Source organism: Bifidobacterium simiarum (assembly GCF_002802905.1).
Lineage (GTDB): Bacteria > Actinomycetota > Actinomycetes > Actinomycetales > Bifidobacteriaceae > Galliscardovia > Galliscardovia simiarum.
In genome coordinates this window covers 112,764-137,391 of record NZ_PEBK01000005.1, presented here as the reverse complement: position 1 = coordinate 137,391, position 24,628 = coordinate 112,764, and the positions used below count along the sequence as shown (strand labels likewise).

The 24,628-nt window shown below is 64.9% G+C and carries 18 protein-coding genes; 5 read left to right on the top strand and 13 right to left on the bottom strand.

Annotation, left to right across the window (positions count from 1 at the left end):
• The first annotated feature begins 39 nt into the window (after positions 1-39).
• On the top strand, positions 40-1,566 hold the full coding sequence (locus tag CSQ87_RS06185) for a xylulokinase (RefSeq protein WP_100513111.1): 1,527 nt from the start codon (positions 40-42) through the stop codon (positions 1,564-1,566).
• A gap of 538 nt (positions 1,567-2,104) precedes the next feature.
• Here the strand turns inward: CSQ87_RS06185 and CSQ87_RS06180 are convergent.
• Both CSQ87_RS06180 and CSQ87_RS06175 read right to left on the bottom strand, forming a co-directional pair.
• On the bottom strand, positions 2,105-3,724 hold the full coding sequence (locus CSQ87_RS06180) for a glycoside hydrolase family 43 protein (protein WP_100513110.1): 1,620 nt from the start codon (positions 3,722-3,724) through the stop codon (positions 2,105-2,107).
• Between the two features lie 73 nt (positions 3,725-3,797).
• Positions 3,798-5,057, bottom strand: coding sequence for an MFS transporter (locus CSQ87_RS06175; RefSeq protein ID WP_100513000.1), 1,260 nt, complete (start codon positions 5,055-5,057; stop codon positions 3,798-3,800).
• A 385-nt stretch (positions 5,058-5,442) separates the two neighbouring features.
• Between CSQ87_RS06175 and CSQ87_RS06170 the strand changes: the two genes are divergently transcribed.
• Positions 5,443-6,489 carry a LacI family DNA-binding transcriptional regulator gene (locus CSQ87_RS06170; protein WP_100512999.1) on the top strand — a complete coding sequence of 349 codons (1,047 nt, stop codon included), beginning with the start codon at positions 5,443-5,445 and terminating at the stop codon, positions 6,487-6,489.
• Positions 6,490-6,848: 359 nt separating this feature from the next.
• Here CSQ87_RS06170 and xylA read toward each other — a convergent pair whose 3' ends face one another.
• From xylA to CSQ87_RS06145, 5 genes are all read right to left on the bottom strand, one after another.
• A complete protein-coding gene (gene xylA / locus CSQ87_RS06165; protein WP_100512998.1) occupies positions 6,849-8,195 on the bottom strand; it encodes a xylose isomerase in 1,347 nt (448 codons plus the stop codon).
• A 269-nt stretch (positions 8,196-8,464) separates the two neighbouring features.
• The gene (locus tag CSQ87_RS06160) at positions 8,465-10,204 is read right to left on the bottom strand and encodes a dipeptide ABC transporter ATP-binding protein (RefSeq protein WP_100512997.1); all 1,740 of its coding nucleotides are present in this window, start codon (positions 10,202-10,204) and stop codon (positions 8,465-8,467) included.
• On the bottom strand, positions 10,201-11,349 hold the full coding sequence (locus CSQ87_RS06155) for an ABC transporter permease (RefSeq protein ID WP_100512996.1): 1,149 nt from the start codon (positions 11,347-11,349) through the stop codon (positions 10,201-10,203). The genes CSQ87_RS06160 and CSQ87_RS06155 overlap by 4 nt, the downstream gene beginning before the upstream one ends.
• Position 11,350: 1 nt before the next feature.
• On the bottom strand, positions 11,351-12,418 hold the full coding sequence (locus CSQ87_RS06150; RefSeq protein WP_100513109.1) for an ABC transporter permease: 1,068 nt from the start codon (positions 12,416-12,418) through the stop codon (positions 11,351-11,353).
• 161 nt (positions 12,419-12,579) lie between these two features.
• Positions 12,580-14,205 carry an ABC transporter substrate-binding protein gene (locus tag CSQ87_RS06145; protein WP_100512995.1) on the bottom strand — a complete coding sequence of 542 codons (1,626 nt, stop codon included), beginning with the start codon at positions 14,203-14,205 and terminating at the stop codon, positions 12,580-12,582.
• A 269-nt stretch (positions 14,206-14,474) separates the two neighbouring features.
• Here CSQ87_RS06145 and CSQ87_RS06140 point away from each other — a divergent pair, with 269 nt between their 5' ends.
• Together CSQ87_RS06140 and CSQ87_RS06135 are read left to right on the top strand one after the other, a co-directional pair.
• Positions 14,475-14,834: a hypothetical protein gene (locus CSQ87_RS06140; RefSeq protein WP_100512994.1), complete on the top strand. Its 360-nt coding sequence runs from the start codon at positions 14,475-14,477 to the stop codon at positions 14,832-14,834.
• A gap of 45 nt (positions 14,835-14,879) precedes the next feature.
• Positions 14,880-16,355, top strand: coding sequence for an ATP-binding protein (locus tag CSQ87_RS06135; RefSeq protein ID WP_100512993.1), 1,476 nt, complete (start codon positions 14,880-14,882; stop codon positions 16,353-16,355).
• Positions 16,356-16,418: 63 nt separating this feature from the next.
• Here the strand turns inward: CSQ87_RS06135 and CSQ87_RS06130 are convergent, their stop codons facing one another.
• Complete coding sequence (locus CSQ87_RS06130) at positions 16,419-17,954, bottom strand: aryl-sulfate sulfotransferase (RefSeq protein ID WP_165776763.1); 1,536 nt, start codon at positions 17,952-17,954, stop codon at positions 16,419-16,421.
• A 297-nt stretch (positions 17,955-18,251) separates the two neighbouring features.
• Here CSQ87_RS06130 and CSQ87_RS06125 point away from each other — a divergent pair, with 297 nt between their 5' ends.
• On the top strand, positions 18,252-18,911 hold the full coding sequence (locus CSQ87_RS06125) for a potassium channel family protein (RefSeq protein ID WP_100512991.1): 660 nt from the start codon (positions 18,252-18,254) through the stop codon (positions 18,909-18,911).
• A 201-nt stretch (positions 18,912-19,112) separates the two neighbouring features.
• Here the strand turns inward: CSQ87_RS06125 and CSQ87_RS06120 are convergent, their stop codons facing one another.
• The 5 genes from CSQ87_RS06120 to tyrS all read right to left on the bottom strand — a co-directional run bounded on the left by CSQ87_RS06120 (position 19,113) and on the right by tyrS (position 24,601).
• The gene (locus CSQ87_RS06120; RefSeq protein ID WP_100512990.1) at positions 19,113-19,850 is read right to left on the bottom strand and encodes a TlyA family RNA methyltransferase; all 738 of its coding nucleotides are present in this window, start codon (positions 19,848-19,850) and stop codon (positions 19,113-19,115) included.
• Between the two features lie 88 nt (positions 19,851-19,938).
• Entirely contained in the window at positions 19,939-20,100 is a 162-nt protein-coding gene (locus CSQ87_RS10895; RefSeq protein ID WP_165776762.1) for a hypothetical protein, read from the bottom strand.
• Positions 20,093-21,169 carry an HAD-IIA family hydrolase gene (locus CSQ87_RS06115; RefSeq protein ID WP_100512989.1) on the bottom strand — a complete coding sequence of 359 codons (1,077 nt, stop codon included), beginning with the start codon at positions 21,167-21,169 and terminating at the stop codon, positions 20,093-20,095. The genes CSQ87_RS10895 and CSQ87_RS06115 overlap by 8 nt, the downstream gene beginning before the upstream one ends.
• Positions 21,170-21,203: 34 nt before the next feature.
• On the bottom strand, positions 21,204-23,294 hold the full coding sequence (locus CSQ87_RS06110) for a tetratricopeptide repeat protein (RefSeq protein WP_100512988.1): 2,091 nt from the start codon (positions 23,292-23,294) through the stop codon (positions 21,204-21,206).
• The gene (gene tyrS / locus CSQ87_RS06105; protein ID WP_100512987.1) at positions 23,291-24,601 is read right to left on the bottom strand and encodes a tyrosine--tRNA ligase; all 1,311 of its coding nucleotides are present in this window, start codon (positions 24,599-24,601) and stop codon (positions 23,291-23,293) included. Before tyrS ends, CSQ87_RS06110 begins: the two co-directional genes overlap by 4 nt.
• Positions 24,602-24,628 lie beyond the last annotated feature (27 nt).

Genomic DNA, 24,628 nt, shown 5'->3' with positions numbered 1-24,628 from the left:
GATGCCCCGATCATCCCCGATCATTGCGAAGGAGCCATCATGACCACATCGACCGCACCCGTGCTCGTGGCGGGAGTCGACACCTCCACCCAGTCCTGCAAGGTCCGAGTCACCGACGCGGCCACCGGCCGTCTCGTCCGGTTCGGCCAGGCCAAGCACCCCGAAGGCACCAGCGTGAACCCCGAAGCGTGGTGGCAGGCCTTCCTCGAAGCCGCCGAACAGGCCGGCGGTCTCGCTGACGTCGAGGCCATCGCCGTGGGCGGCCAGCAGCACGGCATGGTGCTGCTCGACGAGCACGGCTCGGTGATCCGCGACGCCCTGCTGTGGAACGACACCCGATCCGCCCCGCAGGCCGCCGCGCTGATCCGCAGTCTCGGCGAGGCCCCGGCCGAGGGCGACGAGCCGGCCGGCGACGACGAGAACGCGATCGAGGCCCGCGGCAAGCAGCGCTGGGTGAAGGCCGTGGGCTCCTCCCCCGTCGCCTCCTACACCCTGACCAAGGTGGCCTGGGTGGCCGAGAACGAACCCGAGAACGCCGAGCGCATCGCCGCGATCTGCCTGCCGCACGACTGGCTGAGCTGGCGCATCGCCGGATACGGCCCCGTCGCCGACGGCGAGGACGCCCACCTCGACGCCTTGTTCACCGACCGCTCCGACGCCTCGGGCACCAGCTACTTCGACGCCGCCGCCAACGAATACCGCACCGATCTGCTCGACATGGTGCTGGGACGTCACGACGTGGTCCTGCCGAAGGTGCTCGCCCCGGCCGAAGCGGCGGCGGTGAAAGCCGATCCCGCCATCGCCGGCGGCGACGTGGAGGGCGGCTGCCTGATCGCCCCCGGCGGCGGCGACAACGCCATGGCCTCGTTCGGCCTGTCGATGAGCGTGGGCGACGTGTCGGTTTCGCTCGGCACCTCCGGCGTGGCCGCGGCCATCGCCGAGAACCCGGTGTACGATCTCACCGGCGCGATCAGCGGCTTCGCCGACTGCACCGGCCACTTCCTGCCGCTGGCCTGCACCATCAACGGCTCGCGCATCCTCGACGCCGGCCGTCACGCCCTCGGCGTGGACTACGACGAACTGGCCGAACTGGCCTTCGCCTCCGAGCCCGGTGCCGGCGGCATCACGCTGATCCCCTACTTCGACGGCGAGCGCACGCCGAACCGTCCGGACGACACGGCCCGTCTGGAGGGACTGACGCTGGGGAACACCACCCGCGAGAATCTGGCCCGAGCCTTCGTGGAGGGCCTGCTGTGCTCGCAGCGGGACTGCATCGAACTGGTACGCGCGCTCGGCGCCCGCATCGACCGCATCCTGCTCATCGGCGGCGGCGCGAAGTCCGCTGCCGTGCGCAGGCTCGCCCCGGCCGTGTTCGGCATGGACGTGACGCTGCCCGCCACCGACGAGTACGTGGCCATCGGCGCCGCCCGTCAGGCCGCATGGATCCTCGCCGTGCGAGACGACGCCTCCGCCCAACCGCCCGCATGGGAGATCTCGATCGAGGGCCGCGAGTCCGCCGATCCCACCCCCGAGGTATACGAGGCCTACGCCCGCCGCCGTGGCTGAGGCGCGGTAGGTAACGCGGCGCGGTCCGACGCCGTCGATTCGTTGCCTTCCCCTCGAGGGGAAGGTGGCCGACACCGTCGGTCGGATGAGGTGACGGGAAATCCACCCGACCGACATACATACAGCACCACATAACGACGAATGGCCGGCACCCCAAGATGGAGGTGCCGGCCATTCGTCGTCTGGACGTCACGGCAGGGAACACGAATCCCCCACATCACCGTTCCCTGTCCCGCATCATGGCACGGAACGCAACGATCACCCATCACCGCCATTCCCTGCCACCAAACCGAGGTACGGAGCAGCGTTTTTCGACGAGATGCCCCTTCCCTGCCAGAATCCCCCTCCATCGCATAACCACCATCGTTGTCTTTCCAACGATTCCACCTAGGCCAATCCCACGCGCCATGCCACGGAATCCCCAACCGAACCAATACGACATTCCGTGCCACACCTATCCCGTCGAAAGTGCCCGCCCTATTGAAAAGGCTCCGGAGCCGAAGCTCCGGAGCCAGCCCGCCGACGAACCGGTCACCGATTACGCGAGCTCCCGGTAGTCGAAGTGATCGAACACGGCCTCCTCGCCATAGCCGGAGACGTCCACCGCGGCGAGTCCGACGAATCCGCCGGTGAAGAAGCCACCGTAGCGCTGGGCCACGTAATCATCGGAGAGCACCTTGGCATCCAGCTTCACCGGAATCTCATGCCAGGTATCGCCGTCGAAGGAGTACTCGTACGTGTAGGTCGACGTGCGCACGCAGGTGCGAAGCCACACGTCGGCCCCGTCGGGCACGGCGATGGCGTCGTCCTTGAGGAACGAGGTGTAGTCGCCGTTGTCGTTCTGCGCCACTTCGATCACGCGGGTGCGACGCCGTTCGTCGTAGGTGACGAACGCCCACGACCAGAACAGATCGCTGTAGTAGTTGGTCAGGCCGGCCATGGCCATGTAGGTCTTCGGATCGAAGGACACCTTGGTTTCGGCGTCGAAGTCGAAGGCCTGCCAGCGCCGTGCGATCAGCGACAGCTCGAACAGGTTGCACAGCGAACCCTGTCCGCGCAGGGTCAGCGACCCGCCGCCGACCCTGCCCATGTGCTCGTCGAACGGCACGCGCAGGGTGTTCCAGTCCGGTCCCAGCACGTCGGCGTCGAATTCATCATGCTGGCTGTGATCCTCTGGCGCTTCGGTGAGGATCGCGTCCTTCGGCGCGGGGACGTACCGGGTACCGGCCCTCCCGCCGACCACATAGGGCCAACCGTCGGCGTCCCATTCGATCTTCTGGATCGAGGTTTCGCGTCCCAGCGTGCACCAGCCGCGCACCCCGTGGGACGGTTCGGTCTCGTGCCGCCAGGGCCGACCGCACAGCGAGGCGTAGTACCATTCGCCGGCGGGGGTATCCACCAGTGCGCCGTGCCCCTGCTTCTGCAGGTAGCCGTCGGGAGCGTCGTAGTTGCCGATCAGCGGATTGTTCGGCATCACTTCGAAGGAGAGCGCGTCAAGGGTGCGCGATCGGGCCACGGATTCCTGATGCTCGTACTGGGTGCCCCCCTCCGCGGCGAACAGGTAGTACCATCCGTTGATCTTGTAGAGGTGCGGCCCTTCGGTCACCTTCACGTCGGTGCCTTCCCACAGCGTTCTCGTGGTCTCGGGCATGAGCCGCATGGTGTCCACGTCGAGTTCGGTGATGGTGATGCCGTTGAAGGCATGGTGGTATTCGCGATGGTCCCAGGTCTGCTGGACGAGGTATTTGCGCCCGTCGTCGTCATGGAACAGGCTGGCGTCGAAGCCCACGCCGTTGAGACGGATCGGATCGCTCCACGGTCCCCGGATGTCGTCGGCGGTGACCAGATAGTTGACGCAGTCCTTGAAGGCGCCGTTGACGGTCTTCACGTCGGTGAAGATCAGCCAGAACCTTCCGTCGGCGTAGGAAAGATCGGGCGCCCAGATGCCGCCCGAGGACGGGTTGCCCCGCATGTCGAGCTGCGAGACACGGTCGAGGGCGGATCCCACGTAGTTCCAGTGGGCGAGGTCCTTTGATTCGTGGATGCGCACGCCGGGCCACCATTCGAAGGTGGAGCTGGCGATGTAGTAGGTATCCCCCACTCGGATCATCGAGGGATCGGGGTGGAAGCCGGGAAGTACCGGGTTGGCGATGGTGATGGTCATGGTGAACTCCTTTGTCTGGGTTTTGAGTTTGCGTTCGGCGCGGATGAGACATGCGGCGTCGGCCGCGTTATTTCACCGATCGGATCAGGCCGATCAGTACGGCGCCGATGATGGCGATGATCGCGGCGATCGGGAAGATGAGGTGGTAGCCCACGGCGTTGATGACCATGGCCGCGATGACGGGGCCGAGGATCTGGCCGCCGGTGTTCGCGAGGTTGAGGATGCCGAGATCCTTGGCCGCGGTGGCCGGATCGGGCAGCACCTCGACGTTCAGCGCCTGATCGACGGAGTTGTAGGCACCGACGCCGATGCCGGCGATGACCGCGTAGACCACGATGGTCCACGGCTCGTTGGAGACGAACGGCACGAACACGCCGATGGCGATGAGCATGGAGGCCACGATCACCGGGGGCTTACGGCGGCCGATCTTGTCGGAGATCGGTCCGGCGATCAGGGAGACGACGAGGGCGGAGACCATCATGCACATCGAGACGATGGACACGTAGCGCGAGGTGCTGGCGGAGTCCTGGTTCATGTAGTCGGTGAGGATGTACAGCTGGTATCCGGAGACGGCGTAGCAGGCGGACTGCATCATGAACTTGCCGAACAGGGCGAGGTAGTAGTCGCGCGCACCGTGCACCGGCAGCGAGAAGTGGCTGAGGATCATGTCCTTGGTGAACTCCTGCTTCGGCATGTTCAGGCTGGACGGTTCGCGCAGCAGCACCGCGGCGACGGGTCCGGACAGTAGGGTGGCGACGATGAGCACGATGAAGCCGAGGTCGACCTTGTCGAGGAACTGGGCGGCGACGAGCTGGCCGCCGTACTGGCCGATGGCCGATCCGAACGCGTAGAACGCGGTGAGCGTGCCGCGATGACGGGGAGCCACGCGGTCGGCGAGCACGGCGATGAGCGGAGCGACGATGGCGTTGAGGAAGAACTGGTAGACGCACCAGGAGACGACGAGCACGGCGACGCTGGTGGCCTTCATCACGACGACGAGGCTGAGTGCGGACGCGACGGAGCCGACGACGATCCACGGTGTGCGCCGTCCCCATCGCGACCGGGTAAGATCGGAGGCCGCGCCGAAGATGATGTTGGCGAACGTGGCCACGATCATGCCGCTGGTGGCGAGCACGGCGATGATGTTCGTCTTGTTCGCCGCATCGAGTACCACCACCTTGGCCGGCAGCAGCACGGCGTTGATGCCGAGATAGCCGCCCAGCCATAGGATCACGCCGATGACCAGCGCGGATCCGATCCGCACCGGCAGCTTGGGCTGGTCGTCGTCGGTGACGACCGCCTTCCATTCCGTCGTAGATTCGTTCATGACAACCTCCTTTGGTCGACGCCGCCGGAATCATCCGCCGGCCCATCATGATTTTCGAAACTTTCGAGATGCCAAATACCGACATTGCGTCGATCCTCAGGCAACAGCACTGGATCTTTGTCAACAATCACTGAACACTCAACGATATTCCGATGATCGCCATCTCGAAAACACATCGAAACTTTATAAATACTTTCGATACCGATCACTGTAATACCGGTTAGTCAATCTGTCAAACCAACCTGCTGAATTTCATATCAGACAATACATTTCAACACAAACAGCCATATCTCGATGCCAGACGATCGACATTCACGGTTTTCGAAAGTTTCGTGATACAGTCGATACGGCAATATCGAAAACAAACGGTGCGATAGGAGGCATCATGGCCGAATCACCCCGCAAACGCAACAACGCCGCGGGAACGGCGAAGCTCGCCGACATCGCCCGGCAGACCGGCGTATCGGTGGCCACCGTCTCCAAGGTACTCAACGGCCGTACCGACGTGGCGAGCAAGACCCGCAAAACCGTTCAGGAGGCGCTGCGTCAGGCCGGCTATACCAAACGGATCGCGACCGTAAGAAACCGCAGGATGGTCGAAGTGGTGTTCCAATACTTCGACAGTCTTTGGGGCTTCGAGATCATGCAGGGAGTGCTCGCGGAGGCAAGGGAGCATGGCCTGAGCGTCATCACCACGGAAAGCGGCGACCGTCGGCACCCGGATTCCGCATGGCTTGACGAAATGCTGCACCGACAGCCGCTGGGCGTGATCCTGATGTTCGCCAACGTCACCGACGCCGAAAAACGCAAACTGGAACGGTATCGGATCCCCTACGTCACCATCGACCCCTCGGGAGACCCCTCCCCCGACACCCTGTCGGTACTGGCCGACAACTGGACGGGAGGGGTGCTGGCCACGCGTCACCTGCTTTCGCTCGGTCATACGCGCATCGGCGTGATCACCGGCCCGGACGAGATGATGTGCTCGAAGGCCCGGTTCGACGGATTCGCCTCCGCTCTGTCGGAACGGGGGCTGACCCCGGACCCCGATCTGGTCCGCGAAGGCAACTTCCAGACCTCGGACGGCTACCGTCATGGCTTGTCGCTGCTCAAGGACCCACGGAAGCGCCCCACCGCCATCTTCGCGTTCAGCGACCTTGAAGCCATGGGCGTCTACGAGGCGGCGCGTCAGCTGCGCCTGCGCATTCCCGAGGATCTTTCCGTCATCGGGTTCGATGATGTCTCCACCTCGGCGTTCCTCGGCCCGGCTCTGACCACCGTCCGCCAGCCGTTGCAGGACATGGCCCGGGCCGCCACCTCGATGATCATCGATCGCAGCAACAACAAGGCCGTCTCGAATCCTCTGATCCTGCCCACCACGCTGATGGTACGCGACAGCACCTGCCCTCCTGCTCGCCGATCCGACGACTGATAGACGAGTTTTGTGGTTTTCTTCGGCGATCGTGCCGGCATAATCAGCGAATTCGGCCGATTTGCCCGCATTCTCCTGCGGTTTTGGCCATGGGAGACCACAAAACTCGCCTAAACCGCCGAATGCGTCATGCGCATACGAAAGCGGGGCACCCGGAAAACCGGATGCCCCGCTGAAAATAACCTTACGGAAGTACGATCCTCAGACTGTCAGCCCTCGGATTGTCAGTCCACCGGACTGTCTCATCACGCCTCGATCCCGCAAGAACGGACGGCCTGATGGCCGCACCACGTTCGCTCCGGGCCCCTGCAAAGGAACCCTCCGCCCGAGGCTACTCGACAGTCCACCGGACTGTCTCATCACGCCTCGGCCAGAGCCTCGATGATGTAGTTGTTGATCGTGGCCTTGACGGACTCGAGGTGATCGGACTTGGTGGCGGCGATCAGCTCGGACTGCGGCTTGTCCAGCGCGTACTCCTCGAGGGAGGCCAGCGTGGCGGTGCCGTTCTCGATGGAGGCGCCGATGCCGGTCTCGTAGGAGCTGTAGCGCTCGGCCTGCAGGTCCTCGATGTAGTGGTCCTTGTGCATCTTGTCGGCCACCAGCAGACCGGCGGCGAAGGAGTCCATGCCGGCGATGTGGGAGCGGAACAGGTCCTCGGCGTAGAAGGAGGTACGACGCGGCTTGGCGTCGAAGTTCAGGCCGCCGTGGGGGCCGATGGAGCCGTTGGCCAGCACCTCCCACATCACGGTGGAGGTCTCGTACAGGTCGGTCGGGAACTCGTCCATGTCCCAGCCGATGAGCTTGTCGCCCTGGTTGGCGTCGAGGGAGCCGAGCACGCCGGCTTCGCGGGCGGTGCGGATCTCGTGCTGGTAGGTGTGGCCGGCCAGGTTGGCGTGGTTGCCTTCCAGGTTGAGCTTCATGAAGTCGATGTCGTAGGTCTTGAGGAACGCGATGGCGGTGGCGGCATCGAAGTCGTACTGGTGCATCGTCGGTTCCTTGGCCTTCGGCTCGATGAGGAACTGGGCGTCCAGGCCGATCTCCTTGGCGTACTCATGGCACATATAGAAGAACTTGGCCATGTGCTCCTGCTCGCGCTTCATCTGCGTGTTCCACAGGTTCTCGTAGCCTTCGCGGCCGCCCCAGAACACGTAGTTCTCGGCGCCGAGGCGCTTGGCGATCTCCAGGGAGTGCTTCAGCTGGCCGCCGGCGTAGGCGTAGATGTCGGCGTACGGCGAGGTGGAGGCGCCGGAGACGAAGCGGGGGTTGGTGAACAGCGAGGAGGTGTTCCACAGCAGCTTGACGCCGGTGGCCTTCATGTTCTCCTCGATCTTGTCGACCACCTTGTCGAGGTTCTTGTTGGTCTCGCGCAGGGTGTCGCCTTCGGGGGCGATGTCGCGGTCGTGGAAGCAGAAGTACTCGACGCCCAGCTTGGTGAAGAACTCGAAGGCGTAGTCCACCTTGGCCAGAGCCTCGTCCTCGGGGTTGGAGTACTTGCCGTACCACGGACGCTGGGCGGTGCCGGTGCCGAACGGATCGACGAGCTCCTGATCGAAGGTGTGCCACCAGGCGACGCCGAAGCGCAGCCAGTCCTTCATCTTCTTGCCGGCGACGACGCGGTCGGCGTCGTAGTAGTGGAAGGCGAGGCCCTCCTTCGGGCCCTTCTCCTTGCCGACGAACGGAATCTTATCGATGTCCCACAGTGCCATGAGAGCTCCTTTGGTCTATCCCCCGGCGTCCGGTCCTGTCGATTCCGATCGGTTCCGTCCGGTGGGCTTTTCGCTTACATGGATATAGTAAGACTCTCGAACTATATTTGTCAATCCGCAAAACTTAATCGGCGCGTCGCCATATGGTCGCCATACGAAAACATCCCGCCACCCTTGGCATAGCAAGGATGACGGGATGTCGGGATCAATCCGCAATCAACCGGCCCGATATCAGCCGGCAATCAGACCGGCAATCACACGGAGTGTGATCACGCCTGCTCCGCGGCCAGCAGCTCGTGCAGGTGGGCACGGTGCTTGCGCTGCTCGCGCGGATCCGGGATCGGCAGCGAGGCCAGCAGCTTGCGGGTGTACGGATCGCGCGGGTTGCGCATGATCTGGTCGGCGTCGCCGTGCTCGACGATCTCGCCCTTGTGCATCACCATGATCCGGTCGGCGAGCATGTCGACCACCGCCAGATCGTGGGTGATGAACAGGCAGGCGAAGCCGATCTCCACCTGAAGCTTCTTGAACAGCTCCAGCACCTTGGCCTGCACCGACACGTCAAGCGCGGAGGTCGGCTCGTCGGCGATCAGCAGCGGGGGCTTGAGGGCCAGGGCGCGGGCCAGCGAGGCGCGCTGGCGCTGACCGCCGGAGAGCTCGTGCGGGAAGCGGTCCATGTACGCCTTGGGCAGCTGCACCATTTCGAGCAGCTCCTCCACGTACTTACGGGCCTCGGCCAGCGAATGGTACTTGCCGTGTACGAGCAGCGGCTCGGCCACGTTCTGCGCGATGGTCATCAGCGGGTTGAACGAGCTGCCCGGATCCTGGAACACGAAGCCGATGTCGGCGCGCTTGGGCTTGAACTCGCGCTCCTTGAAGCCGTTCATCTCCACGCCGAGCACGTTGAGCGAACCGCCGGAGATGCGCTGCAGGCCGGCGATGGCGCGGCCGGTGGTGGACTTGCCGGAACCGGACTCGCCCACGAGGCCCACGACCTCGGAACGGTGGATGTCGAAGTCGATGCCGCGCACAGCCTTGAACGGCGGCTGCATGAGATGGCCGGGGTACGTGATCTCCAGACCCCGGGCCTTCACGGCGATCGGCTCTTCGCGGTAGTCGGTCTTGCGTTCGATGATCTGGCCCTGCTCGTCACGCACGACCAGCTTCTGGCCGATGCGGGGCACGGCGGATAGCAGTCGCTTGGTGTACGGCTCCTTCGGGCTGTAGAAGATCTGCTCGACGCTGCCCTGCTCGACCACATGGCCGCGGTACATCACGATCACGTCGTCGGCCACGTCGGCGATCACACCCATGTTGTGGGTGATGATCAGCACGGAGGCGTCGAACTCGTCGCGGGCCATGCGCAGCAGGTCGAGGATCTCGGCCTGCACGGTCACGTCCAGTGCGGTGGTCGGCTCGTCGGCCAGGATCAGGCCGGCGTTGAGCACCAGCGCCATGGCGATGACGATGCGCTGCTTCTGGCCGCCCGAGAACTGGTGCGGGTAGTAGTCGATGCGGGTCTCGGCGTCGGGGATGCCGACCTTCTTGAGGATGTCGACGGCCTTGGCGCGCTGCTCGTGCTTGTCGGTGATGCCGTGGGCTCGCAGGCCCTCGGCGATCTGCCAGCCGATGGTGTACACCGGGTTGAGCACGGAGTTCGGCTCCTGGAACACCATGGCAGCCTCCTCGCCGCGCATCTGGCGCAGCTGCTCGCTGTTGAGGGCGAGCACGTCCATCTGCTGCGAGCCGTCACGGCTCTTGAGGTAGATGGCGCCGGAGGTGGTGGCGGTTTCGGGCAGGAGCTTGAGGATCGACTTGGCGGTCACCGACTTGCCGGAGCCGGATTCGCCGACGATGCCGACGATCGACTTCTTCGGAATCGTGAGGTTCACCTTGTCCACGGCCTTGATCGGGCCGGCGTCGGTGACGAAGGAGACGCTCAGGTTCTTGATGGCGGCGAGATCGCCTTCGGCGACGACGTCCTTGTTCAGGATCTGCGTTCCACTCATGATTCGTCTCCCTTGTTGACGGTGTTCGCGGCGGGAGCCTCGTTGGCGTCCCCGGTGTTGGGATCGGTGAACACCACTTCGGCCGCGTCCTTCTGGGTGGACGGGTCGACCGAGGTGTCCTCGATGCTGCCGATGACCTCGCCGGCGGACTTGCGGGTGCGCAGTCGCGGATCGGAAAGATCGTTGAGCGACTCGCCCACCAGCGTGATGCCGAGCACGATGAGCACGATGGCGACGCCGGGGAAGATGGCCGTCCACCAGATGCCGGCGGTCACGTCGGAGACCGAGCGGTTGAGGTCGTAGCCCCATTCGGCGGCGGCGGTCGGCTCGATGCCGAAGCCGAGGAAGCCCAGACCGGCGAGGGTCAGGATCGCCTCGGAGGAGTTCAGCGTGAGGATGACCGGCAGCGTACGGGTGGAGTTCTTCAGCAGGTGCTTGGTCATGATGCGCCAGGTGGAAGCGCCGATCACGCGGGCGGACTCGATGAACGCGGATTCCTTCATGCGCACGACCTCGGCACGGATGGTGCGGAAGTACTGCGGGATGTAGACCACGGTGATCGACAGGCCCGACGAGAAGATGCCGGCCCACAGACCGGACTGGCCGTGGGAGATCATGATGGCCATCAGGATGGCGAGCAGCAGCGACGGGAAGGAGTAGACGGCGTCGGCGATCACGACGAGCACGCGGTCGACCCAGCCGCCGAAGTAGCCGGAGACCAGACCGAGCAGCACGCCGACGAAGATGGAGCACAGCACGGCCACGATGATGGCGATGACGGCGGTGCGGGCGCCCCACACGGTGCGGCTGAACACGTCGAAGCCGCCGACGGTGGTGCCCCAGATGTGCTCGGCGCTCGGCGCGGCCTGGGTCGGGAAGGCCTGGCCGCTGGCGTCCTTGATCTGCGAGTAGCCGTAGGGGGCGATCAGCGGCGCGAAGATGGCGACGAGCAGGAAGAAGCCGCACAGGATCAGGCCGGTGACGAGCATGCCCTTCTGCCAGCCGACGGCGATGCGCAGCTGCTTGATGATCGGGAGCTTGCCGAAGAAGCTGGTCTTCGTGGACTGACGAAGCTCCTCGAGACGGTCGTCGCCGGGAACGGTGGGCGCACCGTGGGATGCCTTGGCTGCATTGGCTGCGGACATGTCAGTACCTCACTCTCGGGTCGATCAGGGCGGAAATCACATCCACGATGAAGTTCACCACCGAGACGATGATGGCGATCAGGATCACGATGCCCTGAACGGCCACGAAGTCGCGGGCCTTCAGGTAGGTGGACAGCATGAAGCCCAGGCCCTTCCACTCGAAGGTGGTTTCGGTGGGCACCGCGCCGGCGAGCATCAGGGCGATCTGCATGCCCATGACGGTGATGATCGGGATCAGTGCCGGCTTCCACGCGTGCTTGCTCAGCAGGCGCTTTTCGCTCACGCCGCGGGAGCGGGCGGCCTCCACGTAGCCGGAGGTGTAGGTGGAGATCACGTTGGTGCGCACCAGACGGATGAACACGCCGGCGGTCAGCAGGCCGAGGGCCAGTGCCGGCAGGATGGCGTGCTGCAGCACGTCGAGCAGCACCGCGGGGTCGCCCAGCTGCAGGGCGTCGATGATGTAGAAGCCCGTGGGCGAGACGAGACGGCCGAACTGCATTTCGCTTTCGAGCGAGCTGCGTCCGGAGCTCGGCAGCCAATCCAGCCAGATGGAGAAGATGAGCTTCAGGAGCAGGCCGAGGAAGAACACGGGGGTGGCGTAGCACAGGATGGCGAAGGTGCGGATGGCGGCGTCGGGCGCGTGATCGCGGCGGCGGGCGGCGATGCGGCCCAGGCCGATGCCGACGATCAGGGCGATGATGAGCGCGAGGAACGCCAGCTCGAAGGTGGCGGCGCCGTAACGGGTCAGGATGGTGGTGACCGGCTGGTTGTCGGTAAGCGTGGTGCCGAGGTCACCGTGAAGCAGGTCGCCGAGGTATTCGGCGTACTGCACGATCAGCGGCCGGTCGTAGCCGGCCTGATGGATTCTCGCCTGTAGCTCCTGCGGCGTGAGTCGACCGCCGAGCGCGGCGGTGATGGGGTCGCCCGTGGCCCTCATCACGAAGAACACGATGGTGACCAGGATGAAGATGGTCGGGATGATGAGCAGGAACCGGACGACGACGAACTTGAAGAATCCGCTCGATATCCTGTTCTTCTTTGGTTTGGTTTCGGAGGGCTTCGCCTTGATGGGCGAAGCATCGGCCTCCGCGGTGGCTTTCGCTTCCACTCGTTTGTCTCCTTGGTTGGATTATGGGTCTGCCTTTTACGGCCAAAAGGGATGCCAGCACCTTGCAGTACCGGCATCCCCAGTGAAATCAGTATCGGTCACGGAACCTGACGGCTATGACGTCAGGACTTGGTGATCGAGGCGTAGCGCAGGCGGAACGAGGCGTCCAGCGTCACACCGGAGATGTTCTTCGCGGTGACGGCGGTCTGGGCACCCTGCAGCAGCGGGATGGTGGAGAGGTCTTCGGTCTCCAGCTCCTGGATCTGCTTGAGCAGCGCGAGACGCTTGGTCTTGTCCTGCTCGCCGGCCTGCTTGACGATCAGGTCGTTGATGGTCTTGTTCGAGTAGCCGTTGTTGACGAAGTTGCCATCACGGAAGAACGGGGACAGGTAGTTGTCCGGGTCGGAGTAGTCCGGGTACCAGCCGAGCTGGTAGACCGGGTACACGCCGTTGGAGGAGTCGGTGACCACGCGGTCCTTCTGGTACTGGGTCCACTCGGTCTGCTGCAGATCGACCTTGAACAGGCCGCCCTGCTCGAGCTGGGACTTGAGGGCCGCGTACTCGTCGGCGGTGGAGGAACCGTAGTGCTCGGCGTTGTACTGGAGCTTGAGGTCGATCGGGGTCTTCACGCCGGCGTCGGAGAGGACCTTCTTGGCCTTCTCGAGGCTGGGCTTGCCGTTCTCGCCGTACTTCTCCTTGAAGGTCTCGACCTGGCCGGTCACGCCCGTGGGGATGTAGGAGTACATCGGGGTGTAGGTGCCCTTGTACACGTTCTTGGCGATGGCCTCGCGGTCGATCAGGTTCGCGACGGCCTGACGCACGGCCTTGGCCTTGTTGGCGTCGGCGTCCTTCTGGGCCTCGCCGTACGGCTGGATCTTGAAGTTGAAGGTCAGGAAGCGCTCTTCGCCGCCGGGGCCGGTGACGACCTTGACCTTGTCGTTCTTGCTGAGGCTGTCGATGTCGGTCGGGGTCAGGGTGCGGTAGGCCACGTCCACCTGTCCCTGCTCGACGGCCATCTTGAGGTTGGAGGCGTCGGCGAAGTACTTGACCTGCACGGCGTTGTTCTTGGCCGGGGTCAGGCCCTTGTAGCCGTCGTACTTGGCGTAGCTGGCGGCTTCGTTCATCTTGAACGAGGTCAGGGTGTACGGACCGGCGAAGGCCTTCTCCTTGACGATGGTGTCGGCGTCGGTCAGCTTGTCGGCGGAGAACACCTCATCGTCGACGATCGGGCCGGCCGGGGAGCCGAGGACCTGCTTCAGGGTCACGTCGAACGGCACGGAATCCTTGAACACCACGGTGTTGGCGTCCGGGGTGGTGATGTTGGTGATGTTCGCCAGCAGCGAAGACGGGCCGTTCTCGTCGTTGATCTTCTTGACGCGATCGAAGGAGAACTTCACGTCCTTGGAGTCGAGCGTGTGGCCGTTGGCCCACTTCATGCCGCTCTTGATCTTGACGGTGAACTCGGTGCCGTCGGCGTTCCAGGTACCGTCATCGGCGGCGATGTCGGGGCTCATCTCGGAGCTGTTGTAGTTCTGGGAGAACAGGAACGGGAACACGTTGATGATCACGGCGAAGGAGCCGTTGTCATACATGCCCGCGGGATCGAGGCTGACGATCTTGTCGGTGGTGCCGATGGTGATGGCGTTCGAATCGCTGGAGGCGCCATCATCCTTCACGCCGCCGCAGGCCGCGAGCGACGCGATGGCGGCAATGGAAGCCACTGCCGCGAGAATTTTCTTACTCTTCACGAGTAAACCTCTCTTCATTTGAAAACCAGATCCGCTGCTTGCCTAGCGGATCGCCACGACGACCGACCGGCGGCATTGTGTGCCGTCCATGCGGACCCCGGGCAGTACGGTTAGGTACAAATATCTTTTTATACACGCTCCCTAGGATTTTCGCCGATTCCCCCATCCGACGCCGGGCGGGTGCCGTCCACCGCCTAAGATTGGAGACGATTATCCACGGCCGCCGCCGACGCGGCCATCGACGATTCGCAGCGGAGGGACGGCAACTCATGGAATACGCACTCACGGCTCTGGTGGGCCTGTTCTGCGCGGTGATCGGCGTCGGGTTCGCGGCCTTCCCCCGCCGCACCTGGGAGATGACCGAGCGGCAGCGCCGCATCTCCAGCATGGCCGGCGTGATCTTCATGATCATGTTCGTCGGCTTCATGCTCAGCGGCCGGGATCCCGAGTCCTGGGCCGTGCTGGTGGGCGGCATCGTCGGCTACGGCATCGGCTGCATCCCCGCCCTGCGCGATTCGCTGATCGCCCGGTTCGATGTCTTCGCGCCTGCCAAGCCCCAGCCTGCCAAGCCGAAGTCCGGCAAGCCGAACAGGCAGAAGTCCGGCGGGCGACGGAACAGGACCAAGTAGGCGAAGGCGGGCGGCGGATCGGCCGACGTCGAGGAGGCGACTGGCATGGACGAGGATTACGCGGCGCAGATGGCCTCCCTCATCGAACTGATGAGGATCATCGGCAACGACACCCAGCAGTGCGAGGTCAAGGAGTGCAAGCGCAAGCTCTCCTCGTCCATCACCGACACCCTGTCCGCCTTCTCGAACGGCTCCGGCGGCTACATCATCCTCGGACTTTCCGAAAAGGCCGGGTTCACGCCGGTCGAGGGCTTCAACGCCCGGTCGATGCAGGAGGCGCTCAGTCAGGCCTGCGAGAAGATGACCCCGCCGGTACGGCCCACGATCGTCACCTGTCCGTTCGAGGGCACGAATCTGGTGTTCGCCCGCGTCGAGGAGATGCTGCCGCGCGACAAGCCGTGCTTCATCACCGCGCTGGGACCGCACAAGGGCTCGTTCATCCGTACCGGCGACGGCGACCGGCGCATGACCGACTACGAGGTCGATCGGCTGATCGAGGAGCATGTGCAGCCGTCCTACGATCTGGAGACCGTGCCCGATGCGACGCTGGACGACCTCAACCCCCATCTCGTGCTCGGACTGCTGCGACGGCAGCGGGAACTGCACCCCCACGTGTTCGCCGGGCGCGGCGACGACGACATGCTGCACGACCTGCGCGTGCTCGACCGGGAGCCCGAGGGGACGACGTTCCGCCCCACCATCGCCGGACTGCTGGCGCTGGGCCGCTACCCGCAGAAGTATTTCCCCCGTCTTAACGTCACCATCGCCGTGTTCCCCGGCAACTCCCGGACCGAGGTCTTCGTCGAGGGTGAACGACTGATCGCCTCGGAGACCATCGTCGGACCGGTGCCGGTGATGATCGACGACACCGTGGAGTCGCTGCGGCAGTGGACGGGCGCCGGCGACGACGACCGCAGCCTCGACGGCGGCGGGCCAGCCGACTATTCGCTGACCGTATTGCGCGAGGTGGTGACCAACGCGCTGCTGCACCGCGACTACTCCCCCGACGCCCGCGGCACGCAGGTGCATGTGGACGTGTTCACCGACCGCATCGAGGTGTCGAATCCCGGCGGCCTGTTCGGCGCGGTGACGCGCAGCACCCTGACCACGCCGGGCACCGGATCGACCCGCAACCAGTATCTCGCCGCGCTGCTGGCCTCCACGCCATACCCCGACGGCGGGTACGTGCTGGAGAACGGCGGGGCCGGATACGTGCAGATCGAGCATACGCTCAATCAGGAGGGCAGCGATCCGGCGACGATCCGCAACACGATCGACGAGTTCCGCATCACGGTCCCCCGGCGCCGGCCCCCGGAGGACGACCGCGCCCGCAACGTGGCCCAGCACATCGTGACCCTGCTCAAGGAGAACCCCTCGGCCTCCGTCAGGGACATCATGCACGACCTCGATCTGACCCCGCTGGCCGTGGCGAACGCGCTGAAGGCCCTGATCGCCAAGGGGTTGGTGGAGTCCGTGCCGGCCCGGCCCCAGCCCCAGCGCTACTACCGGCTCAAGCGCTGAGGCGGTCGCCGCCTGCCGGAAACGTCGCCTGCCGGAAACGTCGCCTACCGCACTCAGTACCGTCTACCGGAAGTACTGCGTGCGGTAGGTCTGCGAGTTGGAGGAGACGAGTTCGCTGAGCACCTTCCCCTGCCTGAAGTCGTACAGCGTGGCGATCACCTTGGTGGAGGCGATGCCCCAGCCGATCAGGTATTCGCTGTCGCTCACCTGCTGCACGTTGCCGCAGTACATCGAGAAGTGGTCGCCGAGGTCGAAGCTGCGGAACGCGGTCACCTTGCGGGCGTTCTCGTCGAGCGTGAACCGTTTGATCGTGGTGTGCTTCGAGGCCACGCCGTTGTCGAACAGCAGCAGGTTGTGGTCGTTGTCGAAGTAGGCGTAGTGCTGGCGGGAGAACCGCTGGTCCTTGGACAGCCCGAAGTCGTCGTTCTTGCCGCCCAGCGTCCACAGGATCGCCCCGGTGCCCCGGTTGCGGTCGATCTTGATCACCGCGTCCTGATTGCGCATCGACATGATCAGGTTGTGGTCCTTCGGGTCGATGATGAGGCTGTTGGAGTGCATGTAGTCCTCGCTGCCGCCCAGCAGCTCCTGATAGGCGTCGTCGAGCTCGTGGTGCTCCGATCCGAGCCATTCGAACGTCACCTTGCCGTCGTTCACCTCCTGGATGTACGTGGACCGCATTTCGTTGACGTTGCCCTTGCCGTCGGCGATCGGCGAATACACCTCGGCCATCAGCAGGTAGTGGGTGGGGCTGAGGAAGATGAAGTCGTGGTTTTCGGAGTATCCGCCCTGCGGCAGCTTGCGGGTCGGGGTCAGGCGGAGGCGCTTGATCTGCCGGTAGTGGCTGTCCATGAGCACGATCTGCCCGAACTTGAGGCTGAAGTTCTCGATCTGGTTGTATTCGGGCACCGCTTCGAAGAACGCGTAGTAGGTCTTCCCGTCGAGCACGACCTTCTTGAGGTTGTCGATGTCGATGCCACGGCGGTAGTACTTCAGGTTGCCCGACGTGCTTATCTGGTAGACGTAGGCCGAGTCGCCCGATCCCACGCTGCCGTAGTAGTCGCCGGGGAGCGGCGTGAAGTTCTGTCCGCCGAGCTCCAGATTCGGGAAGTCGGTCGGCAGCGCGGGGATGGTGACGGTGCGCTGTTCGCCCGTCGAACGGGTGATCGTGATCGTGGTGTTGTGCCGCACCTCGCGTGACAGCCGGTCGAACCTCAGCGTCATCGGATGCCGGTAGACGGTGCCGTTGACGCGGACGACCGCGTTGACCGGCACCGTCAGCGCGATGGTGTTGTCCGATCCGACGTGCAGGGACGGGGCGTTGACCGTGGGCTGGCGGCGGTTGAGCTCCACGGTGGTGGGGATGCCGTTGACCTTCAGTCCCAGATCCACGCCGCTGAGCGAATCGTTGATGAGATCGCCCTGATCCTTGATGTTCTCGTTGATGGCGTCGAGCTTCTGCGACGTCGAATCGGCCTGATCGTCCAGATCGTCGCGGATCATCCGATAGCCGAGGTATCCGCCCAGACCGGTGGCCCCCACCACCGCGACGAGCACCACGGCCAGAATCGACGCGACCAGTTTCCCCTGTATGGTTCCCATACCGCCATCATGGAACGGCCGGGGCCGGCCGGACGCCCCTCGGCCCGATATTTCACCGTCGGGTATGGCAGATTTCATATTCGGGGGACGGACCGGGAAACCGCATTCGCCGGACGGGGCGGATGGCGGCCGGGCAACGGCCGGACGGTGATCGGACAGGATCGGACAGTGGTCGGACGGCGATCGGTGACCGGTCGGGAATATAGTGGTCGGGTAGGAAGAGTCCGGCCGTGTGGGACACGACGGCGACGACAGACGACGGCACACGACGCCAAGGCAGAAGGAGAGAGAACGGATATGGGCAACGACGGATTCAATCGATCGGTGCTGGTGGTGGGCCTGGGACGCTTCGGCTGCTCCGTGGCGCAGACCCTGCAGTCGTTGGATCAGGATGTGCTGGCGGTGGACAAGGATCCGCTGCTGGTGGCCCGCTGGGCGGGCACCGTGCCCACAGTGGAGGCGGACGTGACCGATCCGATCGCCGTCGAGCAGCTGGGCGCCTCGGATTTCGACGCCGCGGTGGTGGCCATCGGCGACAGCGTGGAGGCGTCGGTGCTGGTGACCGGCAACCTGCTTGACGCCGGCATCAGCGACGTGTGGGCCAAGTCGGTGTCGAACGAGCACGCGCGCATCCTGCAGCGCATCGGCGCGCGGCATATCGTGAACGCGGAGACGGACGCCGGCAAGAGGGTCGGCCATCTGGTGACCGGACAGTTCCTCGACTACATCGAGATCGAGGGCGAGTACACCGTGGTGAAGATCCACACGCCCCCGCAGGTGGCGGGACGTACCATCGCCGAGGCGCAGGTGCACGACAAGTACGGCGTGACCGTGATCGGCGTGAACGTGCCCGGACACGAGTTCCAGCACGGCACCAACGACACGCTGATGCCGCTGGGCGCGGAGCTGGTGCTGCTCGGCACGCAGAATCAGATCGACAAGTTCATCAACGGCTGAGGAAGGCGTCTCATTCACGACACCTCACAGACACCTCATCAGTCATCCTACGGATGACAGCTTCCCCTCAAGGGGAAGCCCAAATCAGAAAGCACCTGCCTTCCCCTCGAGGGGAAGGTGGCCGACGTAGTCGGTCGGATGAGGTGACAGGCAAGCCAATAAGTGACAGGCAAACCGATGAGGTGACAGGCACGACCCCGTTCAGGCGCTGAGCCACAGCAGGTACTCGTGGTTGCCGTGCGTGCCGGAGATCGGACTGTCGGCCGTGCCCCGCACGGTCAGGCCGTGTTCCTCGGCGCAGGCGGTCACCTTCTCGAGGGCGGCCCGGCGGTATTCCTCATGCTCGACGATGCCGTTCTTGCCCAGATGCTCGCGGCCGACCTCGAACTGCGGCTTGACCAGCAGCACGATCTGCGTGTTCGGCGCGACGATGCGTGCGATCACGGGGATCACGTAGGTCAGTGAAATGAAGGAGACGTCGGAGACGATCATGTCGGGCCGCCAGGGCAGGTCGTCGGCCTTGACGTCGCGGATGTTGACGCCGCTCATGTCGGTGACGCGCACGTCGTCGGCGATGCGGGCGGCGAGCTGGCCGTGGCCGACGTCAAGGGCGACGACGTGCGTCGCACCCCGGCGCAGCAGCACCTCGGTGAACCCGCCGGTGGAGGCGCCGATGTCCAGACACCGCAACCCTTGCGGGGAGACGAGGCCGAGGGGCGAGAACACGTCGAACGCGCCGACGAGCTTGTAGGCGCCGCGCGAGACGTAGTCCTCTCCCCTGTCCACGGTGATCTCGTCGTACGGGGTGACCGCGGCCGCGGGCTTGGTCACGACCCGGCCGTTGACGGTGACCCTGCCCTCCCTGACAAGCCGCTGGGCCCGGGAACGCGACTGCACCAACGCGCGTTCGACCAGTTCGGCGTCCAGTCGCTGGCTCATCGGCCATCCTTTCCCATTGATCCCATCGTTGCCATTGATGATGTGGCAGGCTCGTCCATCAGTCGTTTCGGTGTCGGCCGGTACGGTGTCAGTCGAGACGGTCGAGCTCCCGCCGCAGCTGCCGCAGCATCTGCCGGTACGCGTCGATTCGTTCCTCGTCGGACCGATCGTCCATGGCGGCGAGATCGGTCCTGACCGAGGCGATGACGTCGGACGCCTCGGTGACGTCCGACGAGGTGATATCAGACATGGAATTCGGGGATGGCGAGGTCATCGGCGTCCGTTCCATTGTCCATGGCCTCCCACACCGCGCAGCATGCGGCGCGCAGCGCGTCGAGGCTGCCCAGCGCCGCCTCGGCGTCGCCGGCCCCCTCCACGTTCAGCGTGCCGTCGGCCAGACGGGCGACGGCGTCGGCGCAGCGCCACGAGCCGTCCTCCTGCCTGACCGGCTGCGGATGGGGCTCGTTGAGCCCGCGCAGGTCACGGGCGATGAAGGTGGGGCGCAGGATCGGCTCGGCCACGATCAGCGAGTTCGCGCTCGCCACGCCGGTGAGCACCACCAGCGAATCGTAGCCGCCGCGGTTGCCCGCCTCGATGTCGGTGTCGAGACGGTCGCCGATGGCGATGCAGCGGTCCTTGGCCACCGGTTCGACTTCGGCGTGACCGGCCTCGGCCTGCGCGTCGGCGACCAGCTGACGGGCCTCGTCGTACATCGCGGACTCCGGCTTGCCGGCGGAGGCCACGGGCTGACGGCCCACCGCCTCGATCACGGCGTTCACCAGCGAGCCGCAGCCCGGCGCGATGCCCAGTTCGCGCGGAATGGTCAGGTCGCGGTTGGTGACGAGGAACATGGCGCCACGCTGGGCGGCGAACGCCACGGCGGCCAGCTCGTTCCACGTGATCTCCGGGTACCATCCCTGAATCACCGCGACCGGATCGTCCTCCACCCGGTCCACGAGCGTGAGACCGGCCTTGGTGATCTCCTCGCGCAGATGGGGCGCGCCGGCGGCCAGCACCTTCGAGCCGGCCGGAACGTGATGCGCCACCATGCGGGCCGCCACAACGGACGAGGTGATGACCTGCCACGGCTGAACGTCAAGGCCGAATCCGCGCAGCTGCTCGGCCACCACGGCCTGGAAACGCGAGGAGTTGTTCGTCGTGTACTCCATCGCCATGCCGGCCCGTTCGGCCTCGCGGATGCTGTCGGCGGCATGCTCCACCGGGTTCTTGCCGCGGTAGACCACGCCGTCGAGATCGAGCAGCGCCAGCCGGTAGGCCTCGCTGATCGGCCGGTCGGTCCCCTTGAGGAACTGAGTCATACCTGTACCTGTCCTTGTCGTCTGTGCTGTCTGACTATTCCTGATCCTGATCGGCGTCCTGATCGTCCGACTGCTCGGCGTCGGCCGCCTCTTCGGACTGCTCGGCGTCGGCTTCGGCCGTCTCGCCGGGATCCTCGTCGGCGTTCGCACCGTCCTCGGCCTCCTGCGCGGGCAGGCGGGTCTCGTCGTCGGCGTTGCGGGGATTGTCCTCGTCGGTATCGTGATCCTCGATCTGTTCGGGCGTCACCGCGGACGTGGTCTCGGGCTCGGCCTTGTCGTCGGAATCGCCGTCGGCATCGACATCGTCGTCCTCGTCGGCCTCCTGATCGGAGTCCTCGGCATCCTCATCGGCCGGCTCGTCATCCGGGTAATGGGACGGGTCGGTGTCGATGCCCAGGCCTTCGAGCAGCTCGTCGTCGATGTCCTCGAGATCGTTGTCGACGACGGTGTCATCGTCCTCCTCGTCGACCTCGGCGTACTCGTCCTCCAGACGGTCCAGCAGATCATCGAGCTTCATGGCCTCGTCATGACGACCGGCCTGCTCGAGGAAGTTCTGCTCGGCCTGCACCGCGCGCATGCGGTACTCGCCGGAGATGCCCTTGGAACGGCCCAGCGTGTGCACGAGCTCGATCGCCTTGTCCCACAGGCCCAGATCGCCGTAGGCACCGGCGATCACCAGCAGCATCTCGGCCTTGGACTCGCCGCGCAGGGCGCGCACGTCATCCTGCGAGGCCATCTCGATCGCCTTCTTCGGCTGGCCGACGCCACGCTCGCAGTCGGCGATGAACGGCAGGTAGTCAAGGAAGCCGTTCATGCGGTAGGCGGTACGGAACTCCTTGAGCGCCAGCTTGTAGTTCTGCTGACGGTAGGCCACGAAGGCCAGGGTCTCACGGGCCATGTCGATGCGGGAGGCCTGACGGGCCACCCACTTGGCGTGCGCGAGGGCCAGATCGGGATCGCTCTCCTCCAGCGTGTAGGCGGCCAGCATGTGCAGACCGATGTTCTCGGCATGCTCCTTGCTCAGACCGCGCAGACGCTCCTTCTCGTCCTTGGACAGCATCCGCCATTCCAGACCCTTGGGCATCTTCGGCTCGTTCGGGCGACGGTCCGTGTACGGGTTCTGGGAAGGATACGACACGGTGCCGTCGGAGTTGCGGCGACCGCCCTGATAGAAGCTGTGGGAGCCTTCGCCGTCACGCTGGTAGCGGGGGTTGCCGCCCTGACGGTCGAACGGACGGTCATTGCGCGGGCGGTCGTTACGCGGGCCACGGCGGTCATCACGGCGGTCATCGCGATGGAAGTCACGACGCTCGCCGCGCTCGCCATCCTTATGGAAGTCCTTCCTGAAACCGCCGTCCTTATGGAAGTCACGGTCCTTCTTGAAGCCGCCGTCACGCTTGAAGTCACGACGATCATTGCGATCGCCGTCACGATGGAAGTCACGACGCTCGCCGTCCTTGCGGAAACCGCCGCGATCCTCGCGATCGAAGCGACGGCTACCGTCCTTATGGAAGTCCTTGCGGAAACCGCCGCGCTCGCCGTCGCGATGGAAGTCACGACGATCGCCGCGCTCGCCATCCTTATGGAAGCCTCCCTTGCGGAAGTCACGACGGTCGCCGTCACGATGGAAGTCGCGGTCCTTGCGGAATCCGCCGTCACGCTTGAAGCCGCCGCGCTCGCCGTCACGGTCGAAACGACGACCCTCGCCGCGACGATCGTCACGATCGTCGAACCGGCGGTCGCCGTCCTTGTGGAAGTCCTTGCGGAAACCACCGTCACGCCTGAAGTCACGACGATCGCCGTCACGATGGAACTTGCGGTCGCCGTACGGCTTCCTGCCGTAATCCTTGCGGAAGCCGCCGGAACGGTTCTCGCCGCGCCCCTCTGACTGGCCCTCGCCGCGGTTCGGGCGATCGCCGTTTCCGCGGTGGAACTCGCCGTCACGGTGGAAGCGACGTCCCTCGCCGTCGCCGCGACGGTCGAATCCGCCACGCCCCTTGCCGTAGCCGCCGCGTCCGCCGCCGAACTTGCCGCCGCGGCCCTTGTTGTAGCCGCCCTTGCCGTAGCCGCCGGAACGACCGGAGCCGGAACGGCCCTCGGAATGGTTGGAACGCTCTTCGCTCATCGTGCCTCCTCAAGCGCCGCGATGTTCTTCTTGCCGCGGCGGATCAGGGCGAAGCGACCATGCAGGAAGTCGCTCGCCGTCAGTGTCTGTTCTTCGTTTTCGATACGGGTGTTGTTCAGGTACAAGCCGCCGGACTTGATCGCGCGACGGGCCTCGGACGCGGACTTCACCAGTCCGGTGGCCGCCGCCAGATCGATCAGACGATCGCCTTGTGCGGCCTGCGGGAACTCGCCGTTCACCTTCAGGCCGTCCAGCGCCGCCTCGAGCGTGGACTCGTCCAGTCCGCCCAGATCGCCGCCGCGGCCGAACAGCGCGCCCGCCGCGTCGATGGCCTGCTGGGTGGCCTGCTCGCCGTGCACGAAGCTCGTGACCTCCCAGGCCAGCGTACGCTGCGCCTCGCGACGGCCCGGATTGGTCTTCGACTCCTCCACCAGACGCTCGATCTCGTCCTTGGGCAGGAAGGTGAACGCCTTGAGCAGGCTCTCCATCTCCGCGTCCGGACGGTTGATCCAGAACTGGTAGAACTTGTACGGGCTGAGCATGGTCGGGTCGAGCCAGACGGCGTTGCCCTCGGACTTGCCGAACTTCTTGCCCTGCGCGTCGGTGATGATCGGGCTGGTGAACACGTTCACGTCCACGCCGCGCACCTTGTGGATCAGGTCGAGACCGGAGGTGAGGTTGCCCCACTGGTCGGATCCGCCCAGCTCCAGCGTGCAGCCGTACTCGTCGTACAGGTGCAGGAAGTCGTTGCCCTGCAGCACCTGGTAGCTGAACTCGGTGAACGAGATGCCCTCCTCGGAGTTCAGACGACGCGCCACGGTGTCCTTGGCCAGCATGGTGCCCATGCGGAAGTTCTTGCCCACGTCACGCAGGAAGTCGATCACGCTCATCTGCGCGGTCCAGTCGTAGTTGCTCACGAACCGCACGGCCGAATCGCCCTCGGTTTCGAGGAAGCGGCCGATCTGGGCCTTGAGACGGTCGGCCCACTGGGCGACGACCTCCTTGGGGTTGAGCGTGCGCTCGCCGCTTTGGCGGGGATCGCCGATCAGACCGGTGGCGCCGCCGACCAGGGCGATCGGGCGATGGCCCGCGGCCTGCAGGTGACGCATGTTGATCAGCTGCACCAGATTGCCGATGTGCAGCGACGCGGCGGTGGGATCGAACCCGCAATAATAGGTGATCGGGTCCCCGTTCAGCGCCTGCGCCAGACGCTCCTTGTCGGTCGACTGGTTGACGAGTCCTCGCCATTCAAGTTCCTCAAGCAGCGAGTCGAAGCCCGCTTCCTTGTAGTTTCTGACCTGAGACATGGGTTCCCTACCACTCCTCAATTGTGT